Here is a 13,572-nt window from a genome sequence, read left to right as displayed (position 1 = left end):
GGGCTGACGCAGCCGAAACTCTACTGTTCGTCCCTGCCCGGCCGGTGGGCCGGGCAGGGACCGCCTGCCGGGAGCGGTCAGAACCGGAAGACGGGGCCCGTGACCGATGCCAGCACACAGGCGTTGGCGAAGGTCCGCTGCCAGGACACCGGGCGGCCGTCGTACTGCCCCTCGGCGGTGGCGGTGACCGGCTCGTAGAGGTGCGCGCACCGACGAGGGTCGCCCGGCAGCCCGTCGGGATCGCCCCCGGCCGCGTTCAGTGCTGCGCAGGCCTCGGCGGCCTGCGGGTGGTTGCTCCCGGAAGCGGACGGGCACTCGAGGAGGACGCCGCGGATCCACGTGTCGTCGCTGCCGGACACGGTCAGCAAGAGCCCGTCGTCGGGGGCGGCGGCGTGTGCAGTGGGGGACATGAGCAGTGGCGCGGCGAGGGCGGCGGCGGTCAGCGAGGCGGCGGCCAGGCGCCGTGCGACAGTGGAGACGATCATGCTGGGGTAACGAACCTCGGGTCGCGAGGGCACGAGCCGGGGCCATCCAGGCCGGCGACAGGGGGAGTCCCGTCAGCTCGGCGACGCGGCCGGCTCGATGTTGTGGTTGACGTGGAAGACGTTGTCCGGATCGTAGGCGCGCTTGACGGCCGCGAGACGGTCGTAGTGGTCGCGGTAGGAGGCGCGGACCCGGTCGGGGGTCTCACCCGTTCCCATGAAGTTCACGTACGTTCCGCCCATCGAGTGCGGGTGGAGCTCCTCCCAGTAGTCGACGCACCACTGCCTGAGCGTCTCGGCCTTGTCCGGGTCGGGGTCGATGCCGGCGATGACGCCGGACCAGACCGCGTCCCGGTACGCCCACGCCGTGTCGTCCGCGCCGATCCGGTGGGCGGCTCCGTCGACCGGGTACAGGTGCGTGGTCGACAGGTCGGTGGGGAGGTTCTCGGCGTACTTGACGTGCACGTCGACGGCGTCGTCCGTGATCCGGTCGAAGAAGTTGCCCCGCCAGTACCACTGCAGGCCGGCCGGGAGCAGTCCGTCGAACATGGTCTGCAGCGCCGGGTAGGGCATCGGTGCGGTGAAGTGGAACGCGGGGGGACCCGGTTCGTCCACCACGGCGAGCGTGGTGCCGAGGAGGCCGGGGTCGCCGGTCCAGCACCAGATGACCCCGCACATCTTCTGACCGTGGATCTCCTCGGGGAACGGCGGACCCGGCGGCACGCTGAGCGCCGCGAAGAAGCCGTTCAGGTCCTCGGGCGCCTGCGGCAGGAAGTCCCGGTACCACTCGAGGACTTCGCGGGTCCGGTCGACCGGCCACACCGTGATCCCGACGCCCACGGTGTCCACCGGATGGAGCCGGAAGGTGAACGCGGTGACGATGCCGAAGTTCCCGCCGCCGCCGCGCAACGCCCAGAACAGGTCGGCGTTCTCGGTCTCGTTCGCGGTGACGAAGCTTCCGTCGGCCAGGACGACGTCCGCCGAGAGGAGGTTGTCCACCGCCAGTCCGTACCTGCGGGTGAGATGACCGTGACCGCCGCCGACGGTGAGCCCGCCGACGCCGGTCGTCGACATGATCCCGGACGGGGTGGCCAGCCCGAACGCATGGGCGGCGTGGTCGAGGTCGCCCAGCACGGCGCCGCCGCCGACCCGAGCCGTCCTGGCCCCCGGATCGATGTCCGCCCAGCGCATCGGCGACAGGTCGAGGGTGACACCGTCGTCCACCAGACACAGCCCGGCGCCGCTGTGCCCGCCGCCCCGGACGGCGAGTTCGAGTCCTTCGGTACGGAGGAAGCCGACCGCTGCCATGACGTCCGCCGCGTCCGCGCACCGCACCACGGCGGCCGGACGCCGGTCGATCATGGCGTTGTAGACCGTGCGGGCCTCGCGGTACTCCGGGTCCTGCGGGCCGATGACCGGACCGCGCAGCGCGGCCCCCATCGCCTCGAGCGTGCTGCCGTCCATGACCCTCTCCTTGCCGGGGCGCGGAGCGCTGATGTCTCCACGCTCCCGCCCGCGAGGAGGCCGTGCAATCGCCCGGCGCCGGGCAAAGAGCGACATGCGGTGTCCGGGAGGCGGGGAGCGGTGGGCGGTGGCGACCCGCAGGCGCACCATGAAGCCATGGACGGACGTCCGGGGCCCTTCGACGGCGGCGTCAGCCCCCGGGGGCGCCTCGCCGGGCCCGGCGAGGGCATCAGCCCGGAGGAGCTCGCGCTCGCGGCGCGCAACCACGGTCTGCCGCTGGAGGCGCTGCGCTACGACGTCACGCCGTCCGGCCTCCACTACGTACTGGTCCACTACGACATTCCCTATGTCCCCGACGCCTGTGCCGGGCGCTCCCACGGCTGGCAGCTCACGGTGCACGGCCGGGTCCGCAGGCCGCTGGCGCTGGACGCGGCGGCCCTGCGGTCGTTCCCGGCCGTCACGCATCGCGTCACGATGGAGTGTGCGGGCAACGGGCGGGCCCTGCTCACCCCGCGTCCGGTCAGCCAGCCGTGGCAGGTCGAAGCGGTCGGTACGGCCGAATGGACCGGGGTGCCGCTGCGGCTGCTGCTCGCCGAGGCCGGGGTCGAGCCGGACGCCGTCGAGGCCGTCTTCTGCGGGGCCGACCACGGCGTCGAGCGGGGCGTCGAGCAGGACTACCGGCGGAGCCTGCCGTTGGAGGTGGCCATCGGCGACGACCCGGACGTGCTGGTGGCGTACCGGATGAACGGCGGGCCGCTGCCGCCGCAGCACGGCCATCCGCTCCGGCTGGTGGTGCCGGGCTGGTACGGCATGGCCCACGTGAAGTGGCTCCGCGAGATCCGGCTCACCAGCACCCCGTTCACCGGGTTCCAGCAGACGACGGCGTACCGCTACCGCCAGGAGCCCGACGATCCCGGCGAGCCCGTCACCCGGATCGCCCCGCGGGCGCTGATGATCCCGCCCGGCTTCCCGGACTTCATGTCCAGGACCCGTTTTGTCCATCCCGGGCGGCTGCTGCTGGAAGGCAGGGCCTGGTCGGGGCGGCCGCCCGTCACCCGGGTCGAGGTGACCACCGACGACTGCCGTTCCTGGTACGACGCCGAGCTCGCCGCGCCGGACGGGGACGGGTCGCACATCTGGGCGTGGCAGCGGTGGCAGGCGTCGTGGAAGGCCACCCCCGGCAGGCATGTCCTCGCCGCCCGCGCCACCGATGCGGCGGGCCGGGTACAGCCCCTGCGCCAGCCGTGGAACCGCGGCGGCTTCGGCAACAACGCTGTCCAGCGGATCCCGGTGCACTGCGGGGCGGGGCGTCCGGACTGAACCGGGACGCCCGGGAACGAGCTGCACCGCCGGGGCCGGGCGGTGCAGCTCGGACGCGGAGTACGCCTCAGATCAGGAGCTTCGTCTTGGCCTGCACGAACTCCTCGTCGGTGATCGCGCCACGGTCCCTGAGGTCCGCGAGTTTGGCCAGTTCGTCGACGCTCGGGCCGCCCTTCGCCGCGGCGCCCTTGCCGCCCGTGCCCGCCGCCTCGCGCACGTACGCCTTGAAGGCGGCCTCTCTCTCCTGGGCCTCCTTCACGTCGCGCTTCCCCATGGACTTGCCGCGCGCGATCACGTAGATCAGGACGCCGAGGTACGGCACCACCAGGGCCAGGATCAGCCAGCCCGCCTTGGCCCAGCCACCCAGGTCGTCGCTGCGGAAGATGTCCACGATGACCTTGAAGAGCAGGAACAGCCACATGATCCAGAGGAAGAACCAGAGCATGGTCCAGAAGAGATTGAGCAGGGGGTAGTCGTCCATGTTCAGCTCCCTAGTCGTCGCCGCGGTTCAGCGCCGAATGACTGAATGCTGAATTAGTCATATCACCACATATGGGCGTCTGCTCGTCGTGGTTCGGCACCGGTCCTCCGGGGGTGCTGCGGAGTACCGTGGAACCGTCGACGAAGGCGTGGGCGAGTGCGAGGGCGTATGAGAGCCGCAGACGAGTCCGCTCTGAGCCCGGTCGGGGCGGTGGGGCGCGTCACCGTGCCGATCCCGCAGGGTGGCCCGGGCGAAGTGCTGGTGGCCGTACGGGGCGGTTCGGAGGCCTACACCGCATGGTCGTCGACGTCGATCGACAGGGACGAACGCGTCGTTGTCGTCGACTCGGTCTCGGCGCGCAGCGTGATCGTCGAACGTCTGCCGTCCTGAACGGGATCCGGCACCGGGGGATGACGTCGGGGGACGACGTCGAGGTGAAATGACGTACGGCAGGAGTCCGCTCATGTTGTTCTGGCACGTTCCCGCCCCCAACGAGGCGATGCTCATCTCCGGATCGAAGCGGCAGACGCAGGACACGCAGTTCCGGATCGTCACCGGCCACGGCAGTTTCGTCGTACCGGTGAAGCAGAAGGCGCGCATGCTCTCCCTGGCGCTGCGCGAGGCCGAGATCACCGAGGACTGCGTCACCCAGCAGGGCATCCGCCTCAACGTCCGCGCGGTCGCCGTCTTCAAGGTCGGTGACGACGCCGTCTCCATCGCCAACGCGGCACGCCGCTTCCTGTCCGAACAGGACCAGATGGAGGAACTCGCGGGCCGGATCTTCGCCGGTCACCTGCGATCCATCATCGGCGGGCTGACCGTCGAGCAGATCATCCGGGAACGGAACCGGGTCTCCCAGGAGGTCATCGCCGGCAGCCACGGCGAGATGGAGAAGCTGGGCATCGTCGTGGACGCCCTGCAGATCCAGGAGATCGACGACGCCACCGGCTACATCAGCAACCTCGCCGCCCCGCACGCGGCCGCCGTCGCCAGCCAGGCCCGGATCGCCCAGGCCAGGGCCGACCAGGAGGCGTCCGAGCGTGAGCAGCAGGCCGCGGCGCTCAAGGCCGAGTACGAACGGGACACCGCGATCAAGCGGGCCGGCTTCCTCGCCGAGACCGAGCAGTACAACGCCCGCGCCGCCCAGGCCGGGCCGCTCGCCCAGGCCAGGTCGTCGCAGGAGGTCATCGAGGAGCAGACCGCCCTGGCGGAGCGCCAGGCCGCGCTGGCCGCACAGCGGCTGGAGGCGGAGGTCAGGCGTCCGGCGGACGCCGAGGCGTACCGGCAGCGCACGCTCGCCGAGGCCGCCCGGGACCGGGCGAAGTTCCAGGCCGACGGCAATGCGTACACCGAGCGGACCCTCGCCCAGGCGCAGGCCGATGCCAACACCGCCCGCGCCGCCTCGCTCCGGGACGGAAACCAGGAGCTGATCGCGGCCAACCGCATCGTGGAGAACCTGCCGGCGCTGGCGGACGCGGCGGCCCGCGGGATGAAGGGCGCCGACCTCACCGTGCTCAACGGCACCAACGGGGTCAACGAGATGGCGGCGGGCGTGGTCGGCCAGGGGCTGGCCATCCTCCACGCGCTCCAGCGCAGCGCGGGGGCGGGAGCGGGTGCGGTCAACGGGAAGCAGACGCCGCGCATCACCGAATCGAAGTGACCGGGGACCCGCCCCGGGCCGGGTCCGGCAGAGGCCCGGGGCGGGCCGGGACCGCCAGGATCTCGTGCCCGGGGCCGGGCGGTTCGGCACTCATTCCACAATTGGTCAGCAGCCCGTCCCGGATGGCGTAGAGTTGTGTTCACCGACGCGGGGTGGAGCAGCTCGGTAGCTCGCTGGGCTCATAACCCAGAGGTCGCAGGTTCAAATCCTGTCCCCGCTACTGAAACATCAGGCCCGGCACGCATCAAGCGTGCCGGGCCTGATGCGTATGTGTCCTCTCCCCCCATTGGCCGACGAGGAGTCGCCGCGTGAGGCCGCTCCGGCGAACCTGGGAGGTCACAGGGCGCACCGGGCAGGAGAACACAGGTGGGGATGGCGGAGAAGCCGAGCGGTGCGCAGGCCCTGGGCGACGGCTGGGCCTGGCAGTTCGTCCGGACGCTGCCGGTCCTGATGATCGTCGGCGGGATTCTCTTCGACTACTTCGCGCCGCCGGCCTTCACCGCCGTGCCGCTGTTCGTGGCGGCCCCGTTGATCGCCGCCCCGTTCGTCTCGCTGGCCGGCGCCATCCGTACCGGCGCGGCAGCGGTCCTCGCCATCGTCGTGCTGCGGACGGCCAGCGGCACGCTGATGCACGTCGTGCCGGTCATCGAGGTCTTCACCGTGCTCACGGTCTCGATCCTCGCCGTCGTCATCAACGGGGTGGTACGGCACAGCAACGAGCAGCTGGCCTCGGCGCGGTTCATCGCGGAGACCGCCATGCGGGCCGTGCTGCCGGCCCCCATGGACCGGATCGGGGGGCTCCGCGTCGCGGCGCGGTACGAGGCGGCCCAGGCGGACGAGTACGTCGGCGGCGACCTGTTCGCCGTGGCGGAGAGCCCGCACGGGGTGCGGCTCGTCGTCGGGGACGTGCGCGGCAAGGGGCTCCAGGCGGTCGAGGCGGTGGCCGTGATCATCGGTGCGTTCCGGGAGGCCGCCGAGCAGGAGGACTCGCTGGAGCGCGTGGCGCAGCGGCTGGAACGGGCGCTGGCGCGGGAGGGGGCGCGGCAGCGCGGGATCGATCCGGTCGAGGGGTTCGTGACGGCCGTGCTCGCCGAGATCCCGCCCGGCGCGGACGAGGTGCGGATCGTCAACCGCGGCCACCCCGAGCCATTGCTGATCCACCCCGACGGCGCCCTGGACGTGCTGGCGCCGTCGGTGCCCGCGCTGCCGCTCGGCATGGACCTGGGGGTGTGGGCGGACCGGGCCGACGTATGGGGTCTGGCCGCCGGCGCGACGCTGCTCGCCTTCACGGACGGGCTCTCCGAGGCCCGCGACCCACAGGGGGTCTTCTACGATCCGGCGGCCCGGCTGCGCGGCCGGATCTTTCCCGGGCCCGAGGAGCTGCTGTCCGCGCTCTCCGACGACGTACGGCTGCACACCGGCGGCAAGTCCACCGACGACATGGCGCTGCTCGCCGTCGAGCGCCCCGCGGAGGGGCAGCCGGAGCGGCGGACGACGGTGAAGATCGTGGGACGTGATGCGCGTGCGGGCGAAGGAAATCCGGGCCGGTGAGAAGACTCGGCCGAGCCGGTGAGAGGACTGTGTGGGCCGATGCCACTGTCCGTGACCGAAAGACGCCGCTCCGCATAACATTTGACGCAACGTCAGAAACCGGGTAATGGCTGAGGGGCGTTCAACTCGCCCGTTTCCGCCCGATTGTGTCCCGTAAAGTCCAGGCCAAGGCCGTGAATGATCACTGGGAACGGCTTGGAATCGGGCCCGTGTGTCTATTAACGTTCGATAACGCAGCGCGGTTGTCCCAGCCGTCGTCAGTGGCGGCACCGTGCGCGAGCGCCGAATTCCGCAAGGGAACCGGGGAACCACCTACATGGGGTGAATCGGACACCTGTGTCTCGTAAGAGGCAGAGGGATCCGTAGGAGACCTTCCTGCTCCGAACCCGTCAGCTAACCCGGTAGGCGAGAAGGAAGGAAAGGAGTGCGCCCCCGTGGCGTCCAACAAGCCTGCCCCCGAAGCCCCCTCCCGGTTCGGCTCCGACTTCGCGAGCGAGTACGGAAACGACCGGAGAACCGAATTCGGCGCCGAGTTCACCACTGACTTCACAGCCGACGGCTTCGGTGAGAGCGACCGGTCCTGGGAGGAATGGAATCCCACCGAGGAGTCCGTCCGCCCCGTGCGCGGCAGGCATCGCGTCGCCAAGCAGCGCAACGGACTCGCCCGCAGCTCCACGGTGCTCGGAGTCGGCGTCATCGCGGCCGTCGGCGCGGGCGGCATGGCCACCGCGCAGAGCAAGCCGCCGGTCTCCATCTCCCTTCCCGACTCCCTCGCGGACAACCTCCCCGACGCCAAGTCCCTTCCCGGCGTGGGCAGTCTGTTCGCCGACGACTCCGTCGACCAGGCGAAGGCCGCGGAGTCCGCGGCCCCGCTCACCAGCGCCGGCATCACCACCGCCGAGGCCGAGCAGGGCGCCACCGACGCCGGCGAGGCACTGCGCGCCCGCATCCTCCAGCAGGCCGAGCAGCAGCAGAGCGCCGCCGACGCGGAGGCCAAGGCCGCCGAGGAGAAGGCCGCCACCGAGAAGGCCGCCGCCGAGGCCAAGGCGAAGCAGGACGCCGCGGAGGCCAAGGCCGCCGCCGAGAAGAAGAAGGCGGAGGAAGCCGCGAAGGCGAAGGCCGAGGCCGAACGGATCGCCAAGCTCGCCGCGTCGTTCACCATCCCCACCTCCTCGTACACGATCACCTCGACCTTCGGCGAAGCCGGTTCGATGTGGTCCTCCGGCTACCACACCGGCCTCGATTTCGCGGCGCCCACCGGCACCCCGATCAAGGCCGTCCACAGCGGCACCATCAAGTCGGCGGGCTGGTCCGGCTCGTACGGCTACCGCACGGTCCTGGAGCTGGAGGACGGTACGGAGCTGTGGTTCTGCCACCAGTCGTCGATCGACGTCACCGTCGGCCAGAAGGTCACCACCGGTGACACCATCGGCCGTGTCGGCGCCACCGGCAATGTGACCGGGCCCCACCTCCACCTGGAGGTCCACACTCCGGCCGGCACCGGCATCGACCCGATGACCTGGCTGCGCGACAAGGGCCTCACCGTCTGAGCCCGCGCCGGTTCCCCGGCATCCGAACCCCGGCAGTCCCGACGCTCACCCCCCGACGTCAGGGCTGCCGGTCCGCTTTTCCCGAGTCCCGGCGCCTCACCCTCGGGGCGTGATGCCGGCTGGGCACATGCCCTCTGCACGGAATAGCGGGCGCGGCGGAATTCGTTGATCCGCCGTGACTTCTCTCCGTAAGCTCGGCTCTTCCGACCTTCAGGTCTTCCCGCTCGCCCTCGGCGGCAACGTCTTCGGCTGGACCGCCGACGAGGCACAGTCGTTCGCCGTGCTCGACGCCTACGCCGCGGCGGGCGGCAACTTCATCGACACCGCCGACGTGTACTCCGCCTGGGTCCCGGGCAACGAGGGCGGCGAGTCGGAGACGATCATCGGCAAGTGGCTCGCCGCCCGGGGCAACCGTTCCGACATCGTCGTCGCGACCAAGGTCGGCTCCCACCCCGCATACAAGGGACTCTCCGCCACGACCATCAAGGCCGCGGCCGAGGAATCGCTGCGCCGGCTCGGCACCGACCACATCGACCTCTACTACACGCACTACGACGACGAGACGGTCCCGGTCGAGGAGATCATCAGCGCCCTCGACCGGCTGGTGAAGGACGGCAAGGTGCGCGCCATCGCGGCCTCCAACATCAGCCCGGAGCGGCTCCAGGCCTCGCTGGACTTCTCGGAGCGCGAGGGGCTCGCCCGGTACGTCGCGCTGCAGCCGCACTACAACCTCGTCTCGCGCGACACCTACGAGGGCGAGCTCCAGGAGACGGCCGCCCGCGCCGGGCTCGCCGCCGTCCCGTACTTCGCCCTGGCCTCGGGCTTCCTCACCGGTAAGTACCGTCCGGGCGTGTCGGTGGAGAGCGCCCGCGCCGAGAAGGCCGGCCGGCACCTGGAGTCGGAGCGGGGGCAGAACGTCCTGGCCGCACTCGACAGGGTCGCCAAGGAGCGCGACGCCGAGATCGCGACGGTCGCCCTGGCCTGGCTCGCTGCCCAGCCGACCGTTGCCGCGCCGATCGCCTCGGCCCGCACGGTCGAGCAGGTGCCCGCCCTGGTGGACGTCGCCGGCCTTCAGCTGACCGAGCAGGAGCTGGCGGAACTCACCGGAGCGTCCGCCTGAGTCCCTACCAGGAGCGCCCGGGCGGTTGGCTGCCGTAGGGCGGCCGGGTGTGGGGCGGCAGATAAGGGGAGGGGCCGTAGCCGCCGTACTGCTGGTGCGGGGCCGGCCCCGGGGATATGTACCGGGGGCGCAGACGACCCGATGCCTGCGCCGCGTACGCCAGGGCGGGGCCGGCCACCTCCCTGCGCTGCCAGAGGTGGTGCAGCAGTTCCAGCTCGCGCGCCGCGAAGTCCGGGTCCGCCGCTCCGCGGCGGGCCCGGCGGCGCAGGAACGCCAGGGACGTCGCGAACGATTCGTACTCGGCGACCGCACGGGCCGCCGCCTTGCCACGCGCCTTTGCCTGCGCCTTGGCATGGCTGCGGACCTGCGCCGCGACCCGGTTGCCGCCGTACGCCGGGAGGTGGGGCTGCGGGTGACCGGGTGCCGCGTATCCGGGTGGTGCGTATCCGGCGGCTGCATACCCGGGTGGTGCGTACCCGGGCGTCGGGTAGCCGTGGCCCGCGCCGGCGTAGGGGGTGGCGTACGGGGATCCGTACCCGTGCGCGTGCTGGCGGCGGGCCATGTCCCGGGCCATGCCGCGGGCCCGTATCGACGAGAGCGCGAGGGGCTCGGCCGGGGTCAGCCAGCCGGCCGCCGCATAGACGGGCAGCTCGGTCGCCAGAGTGCGCAGCTCACGTTGGCGCGACCAGATCACCAGCCAGGAGACCAGCCCGAAGACCGGGACCATGAACACCCCGTACACGGCATAGAAGCCGTACGGGCCGAACGCCGCCGAGCCGTTCCACAGGGCGTGCATGCCCATCGCGAGAAACAGTCCGAGCAGCGGCAGCAGGATCCGGCGGGTGCGCCGGCGGCGTGCGGCCATTGCCGCGAAGCCGAAGCCCAGACCGGTCAGCACGGTGAAGAGCGGATGCGCGAACGGCGTCATCACCCCGCGTACGAAGAACGTCGCGGCGGTCACCGACGCGAAGCCCGAGCCGATCTGCTGGTCCTCGCCGAAGGCATTGCCCAGATAGAGGATGTTCTCGGTGAAGGCGAAGCCGGTCGCGGTGAAGCCGGCGATCACCACACCGTCGACGACGCCGCTGAAGTCCCGCCGCCGGAACAGGAAGATCAGCAGGACCGCCGCGGCCTTCGCGCTCTCCTCGACGACCGGCGCTATCACCGTGGCCCCGAGGGTGTCCGCACTTGCCGGGTCGGCGGTGGCCGTCGCGATCCAGTGGGTCGCGAACGAATTCGCGATGATCGCGACCAGGGCGGCGGCGCAGGCACCCCAGCCGAAGGAGAAGAGCAGATTCCGCCAGGGCCACGGTTCGACCCGGTCCAGCCAGCGGAACGCCGCCATCAGCAGGGGGACGGGCAGCACGGCCAGCCCCAGCCCGACCAGGAAACCCTCGGTGCCGGTCTCGGCGCGGACGAGGGCCAGGATCACCAGCCCGCACAGCGCGAGCACCGTGAACACCGCAGCGATACGGAATGTCCTGCTCCGCCACACCATCCCGACCCGGCGCGGCCGGTAGCGCCACTGGCTCCGTTCCGGTACGGCCGCGAGGATCTCGCCGACCCGCTGCTCCTCGAGAAGCGGGACGGCCGGCTGCGACTCCTGCTGCTGCACAGACCCGTCGGACACCCCATGACCCTAACGAGGGGGACCGACAACTGACCATGGGGCAGCACCAGCCACGTTGTTCGCAGGCTCCGCGATTGCGCAGCTCAGCGGCGGTTGAACAGCAGGTCGTGCACGACATGGCCCTTGTCCAGGCCCTGCCCCTCGAACCGGGTCAGCGGCCGGAACGCGGGCCGCGGTGCGTAGCCGCCGTCCGCCTGGGTGTTCTCGAAGCGGGGGTGCGCGGTCAGCACCTCCAGCATCTGCTCGGCGTACGGCTCCCAGTCGGTCGCGCAGTGCAGCACGGCCCCCGGCTTCAGCCGCTGCGCCACCAGATCGAGGAACTCCGGCTGGATCAGCCGCCGCTTGTGGTGACGCTTCTTGGGCCACGGGTCGGGGAAGTACACCCGCAGTCCGTCGAGCGCGTCCGGCGGCAGCATCTCGCGCAGCAGGATGATCGCGTCGCCGTTGGCCACCCGGATGTTGGACAGCCCGTTCCGGTCCGCGAGACCGAGCAGATTGCCCTGGCCCGGGGTGTGCACATCGACGGCGAGTATGCCGGTGCCCAGGTCGTCGGCCGCCATCTGCGCGGTGGCCTCACCCATGCCGAAGCCGATCTCCAGCACGACCGGCAGCCCGTCGAACAGCGCGGGCAGGTCGAGGACCGACTGACCGTCGATGTCCAGGCCCCACTTCGGCCAGAGGCGCTGCAGGGCGTCCTCCTGGCCGGCCGTGACACGGCTGCGGCGCGGCTGGAAGCTGCGGATCCGGCGCTCGTGGTGCGATCCGGCCGGATCGGCGGCGGGCCCGCCGGGGAAGCGCGGCTCCTGACGCAGCCTGCGCTGCCGCTCGAAGGCGGCGGCGCGCAGATCGTGGGCCTCGACGGTCTCGGGGGCGGGGTTCAAGGACTCAGACACAATGCCCCGATTCTACGGCGGGCGGCTTCCACCCCGTCCCGCGTGCCCGGAGCAGCGCCCTGCGTGCCACCTCCCGCCCGATGGGCAGCGAGGCCGTCGCGGCGGGCGACGGAGCGTTCAGGACATGCACGGTGTGCGGGGCCTCGCGGATCAGGAAGTCGTCCACCAGCGTGCCGTTGCGCAGCACCGCCTGCGCCCGGACACCGGCCACGGCGGGACGCAGGTCGTCCTCCGTGACCTCGGGCAGCAGCCGCCGCACGGCCGCCGTGAAGGCACGCTTCGACAGCGAACGGTGCACCTCCCCCGCCCCGTACCGCCAGTGCCTGCGTGCGATCCGCCAGGAGCCCGGCCAGGCCAGTGTGTCCAAGAGCTCATTCGGGCGTACGACCGGCCAGCCGTACCCCTCGCGGGCCAGCGCCGGCACCGCGTTCGGCCCGACGTGGACGCTTCCGTCGTGGCCCCGGGTCAGATGCACCCCGAGGAACGGGAACGCCGGATCGGGCACCGGGTAGACCAGTCCGTGCACCAGATCCGGCCTGGCCAGCTCGTAGTACTCCCCACGGAAGGGCACGATCCGCATGCCCGGGTCGTCGCCCGCGAGCAGCGCCACCCGGTCGCTCTGCAGCCCCGCGCAATTGACCAGGACCCGGGCCCGCACCACCCGTCCGTCCGTCGTCCGCACCGCCACACCCCACGGGCGGCGGTCGATCGCCGTGACCTCCGCGCCGAACCGGATCAGCCCGCCCGCGCCCCGCACCTCGGCCGCGAACCGCTCGGTGACCGCCTTGAAGTCGCACACCCCGGTCGTGCCGACCCGGATCGCCGCGAGCCCCCGCACCTGCGGCTCGTACTCCGCGATCTGTGCGGGTCCCAGCTCCCGCACCGGCAGACCGTGCTGCCGGCCACGCTGCACCAGCGCATGCAGCCGGGGGAGCTCGGACCGTTCCGTCGCGACGATCAGCTTGCCGGTCACCGCGTGCGCAATGCCGTGTTCGGCACAGAAGTCGACCATCTCCGCGGAGCCACGCAGTGCATAGCGGGCCTTCAACGAGCCCGGACGGTAGTAGATGCCGCTGTGGATCACCCCACTGTTGCGCCCCGTCTGATGGCGCGCCGGGCCCCATTCCTTCTCCAGCACCGTCACCTGTGTGCCCGGAGCGGTCCGTGTGATCGCATACGCCGTCGACAGGCCGACGATTCCGCCGCCGATCACCAGCACATCGCAGTCGTACGCCGCGTGCGTCATCATCACGCCACCTCCCACCCCGATAGTGCACTGACCCACTGACATCGCACTCAAACCAGCGGCGGCCAGCGTGGCGCCGAGATTTCGGCCGGCGGTCGCCTGCACGTCGCCCGGAGGACTCCCCGCAGGCACCCGGGAGGCACGAGGGAGGCACGAGGGAGCGCGGGCGGCAGCG

At 71.5% G+C, this 13,572-nt stretch carries 12 protein-coding genes, 1 tRNA gene and 1 riboswitch; of the genes, 7 read left to right on the top strand and 6 right to left on the bottom strand.

What is annotated here, in order from left to right; all coding sequences use genetic code 11:
• Nucleotides 1–77 precede the first annotated feature (77 nt).
• Together LRD69_RS14855 and LRD69_RS14850 are read right to left on the bottom strand one after the other, a co-directional pair.
• Nucleotides 78–485, bottom strand: coding sequence for an SSI family serine proteinase inhibitor (locus LRD69_RS14855; protein ID WP_277327050.1), 408 nt, complete (start codon nucleotides 483–485; stop codon nucleotides 78–80).
• Between the two features lie 72 nt (nucleotides 486–557).
• On the bottom strand, nucleotides 558–1,946 hold the full coding sequence (locus LRD69_RS14850) for an FAD-binding oxidoreductase (RefSeq protein ID WP_277327049.1): 1,389 nt from the start codon (nucleotides 1,944–1,946) through the stop codon (nucleotides 558–560).
• A gap of 156 nt (nucleotides 1,947–2,102) precedes the next feature.
• On the opposite strand from LRD69_RS14850, the gene LRD69_RS14845 reads away from it, so the two are divergent.
• Nucleotides 2,103–3,266 (top strand): sulfite oxidase, encoded by a 1,164-nt coding sequence (locus LRD69_RS14845; protein ID WP_277327048.1) that lies wholly within the window; start codon nucleotides 2,103–2,105, stop codon nucleotides 3,264–3,266.
• A 67-nt stretch (nucleotides 3,267–3,333) separates the two neighbouring features.
• On the opposite strand, the gene LRD69_RS14840 is transcribed toward LRD69_RS14845, so the two are convergent.
• Nucleotides 3,334–3,747: an SHOCT domain-containing protein gene (locus tag LRD69_RS14840; protein ID WP_277327047.1), complete on the bottom strand. Its 414-nt coding sequence runs from the start codon at nucleotides 3,745–3,747 to the stop codon at nucleotides 3,334–3,336.
• A 168-nt stretch (nucleotides 3,748–3,915) separates the two neighbouring features.
• Between LRD69_RS14840 and LRD69_RS14835 the strand changes: the two genes are divergently transcribed.
• From LRD69_RS14835 to LRD69_RS14810, 6 genes are all read left to right on the top strand, one after another.
• Nucleotides 3,916–4,137: a hypothetical protein gene (locus LRD69_RS14835; RefSeq protein ID WP_277327046.1), complete on the top strand. Its 222-nt coding sequence runs from the start codon at nucleotides 3,916–3,918 to the stop codon at nucleotides 4,135–4,137.
• A 73-nt stretch (nucleotides 4,138–4,210) separates the two neighbouring features.
• The gene (locus LRD69_RS14830) at nucleotides 4,211–5,407 is read left to right on the top strand and encodes a flotillin family protein (protein WP_277327045.1); all 1,197 of its coding nucleotides are present in this window, start codon (nucleotides 4,211–4,213) and stop codon (nucleotides 5,405–5,407) included.
• A 146-nt stretch (nucleotides 5,408–5,553) separates the two neighbouring features.
• A tRNA-Met gene (locus LRD69_RS14825) sits at nucleotides 5,554–5,627 on the top strand.
• A 152-nt stretch (nucleotides 5,628–5,779) separates the two neighbouring features.
• Nucleotides 5,780–6,958, top strand: coding sequence for a PP2C family protein-serine/threonine phosphatase (locus LRD69_RS14820; protein WP_277327044.1), 1,179 nt, complete (start codon nucleotides 5,780–5,782; stop codon nucleotides 6,956–6,958).
• A 270-nt stretch (nucleotides 6,959–7,228) separates the two neighbouring features.
• A riboswitch (cyclic di-AMP (ydaO/yuaA leader) is annotated at nucleotides 7,229–7,381 on the top strand.
• Nucleotides 7,382–7,392: 11 nt separating this feature from the next.
• Nucleotides 7,393–8,508 (top strand): M23 family metallopeptidase, encoded by a 1,116-nt coding sequence (locus LRD69_RS14815; RefSeq protein WP_277327043.1) that lies wholly within the window; start codon nucleotides 7,393–7,395, stop codon nucleotides 8,506–8,508.
• 175 nt (nucleotides 8,509–8,683) lie between these two features.
• On the top strand, nucleotides 8,684–9,628 hold the full coding sequence (locus LRD69_RS14810; protein ID WP_277327042.1) for an aldo/keto reductase: 945 nt from the start codon (nucleotides 8,684–8,686) through the stop codon (nucleotides 9,626–9,628).
• A gap of 4 nt (nucleotides 9,629–9,632) precedes the next feature.
• Here the strand turns inward: LRD69_RS14810 and LRD69_RS14805 are convergent, their stop codons facing one another.
• From LRD69_RS14805 to lhgO, 3 genes are all read right to left on the bottom strand, one after another.
• Entirely contained in the window at nucleotides 9,633–11,258 is a 1,626-nt protein-coding gene (locus LRD69_RS14805; RefSeq protein WP_277327041.1) for a PrsW family glutamic-type intramembrane protease, read from the bottom strand.
• An 83-nt stretch (nucleotides 11,259–11,341) separates the two neighbouring features.
• Nucleotides 11,342–12,151, bottom strand: a complete 810-nt coding sequence (trmB, locus tag LRD69_RS14800; protein WP_277327040.1) for a tRNA (guanosine(46)-N7)-methyltransferase TrmB — start codon at nucleotides 12,149–12,151, stop codon at nucleotides 11,342–11,344.
• Nucleotides 12,144–13,400 (bottom strand): L-2-hydroxyglutarate oxidase, encoded by a 1,257-nt coding sequence (gene lhgO / locus LRD69_RS14795; protein ID WP_277327039.1) that lies wholly within the window; start codon nucleotides 13,398–13,400, stop codon nucleotides 12,144–12,146. Before lhgO ends, trmB begins: the two co-directional genes overlap by 8 nt.
• Between the last annotated feature and the right edge of the window lie 172 nt (nucleotides 13,401–13,572).

The sequence above is a fragment of the Streptomyces sp. JH14 genome (assembly GCF_029428675.1).
In the GTDB taxonomy this organism is placed as follows: domain Bacteria; phylum Actinomycetota; class Actinomycetes; order Streptomycetales; family Streptomycetaceae; genus Streptomyces.
Note: the sequence above shows the minus strand (reverse complement) of the source record. Positions and strands in the feature narration are given on the sequence as shown.

What these genes read in the sequence shown, in the direction of transcription:
- LRD69_RS14855 (WP_277327050.1), bottom strand. Translation starts at nt 485, where the DNA reads ATGATCGTCTCCACTGTCGCACGGCGCCTGGCCGCCGCCTCGCTGACC.
- LRD69_RS14850 (WP_277327049.1), bottom strand. Translation starts at nt 1,946, where the DNA reads ATGGACGGCAGCACGCTCGAGGCGATGGGGGCCGCGCTGCGCGGTCCG.
- LRD69_RS14845 (WP_277327048.1), top strand. Translation starts at nt 2,103, where the DNA reads ATGGACGGACGTCCGGGGCCCTTCGACGGCGGCGTCAGCCCCCGGGGG.
- LRD69_RS14840 (WP_277327047.1), bottom strand. Translation starts at nt 3,747, where the DNA reads ATGGACGACTACCCCCTGCTCAATCTCTTCTGGACCATGCTCTGGTTC.
- LRD69_RS14835 (WP_277327046.1), top strand. Translation starts at nt 3,916, where the DNA reads ATGAGAGCCGCAGACGAGTCCGCTCTGAGCCCGGTCGGGGCGGTGGGG.
- LRD69_RS14830 (WP_277327045.1), top strand. Translation starts at nt 4,211, where the DNA reads ATGTTGTTCTGGCACGTTCCCGCCCCCAACGAGGCGATGCTCATCTCC.
- LRD69_RS14820 (WP_277327044.1), top strand. Translation starts at nt 5,780, where the DNA reads ATGGCGGAGAAGCCGAGCGGTGCGCAGGCCCTGGGCGACGGCTGGGCC.
- lhgO (WP_277327039.1), bottom strand. Translation starts at nt 13,400, where the DNA reads ATGATGACGCACGCGGCGTACGACTGCGATGTGCTGGTGATCGGCGGC.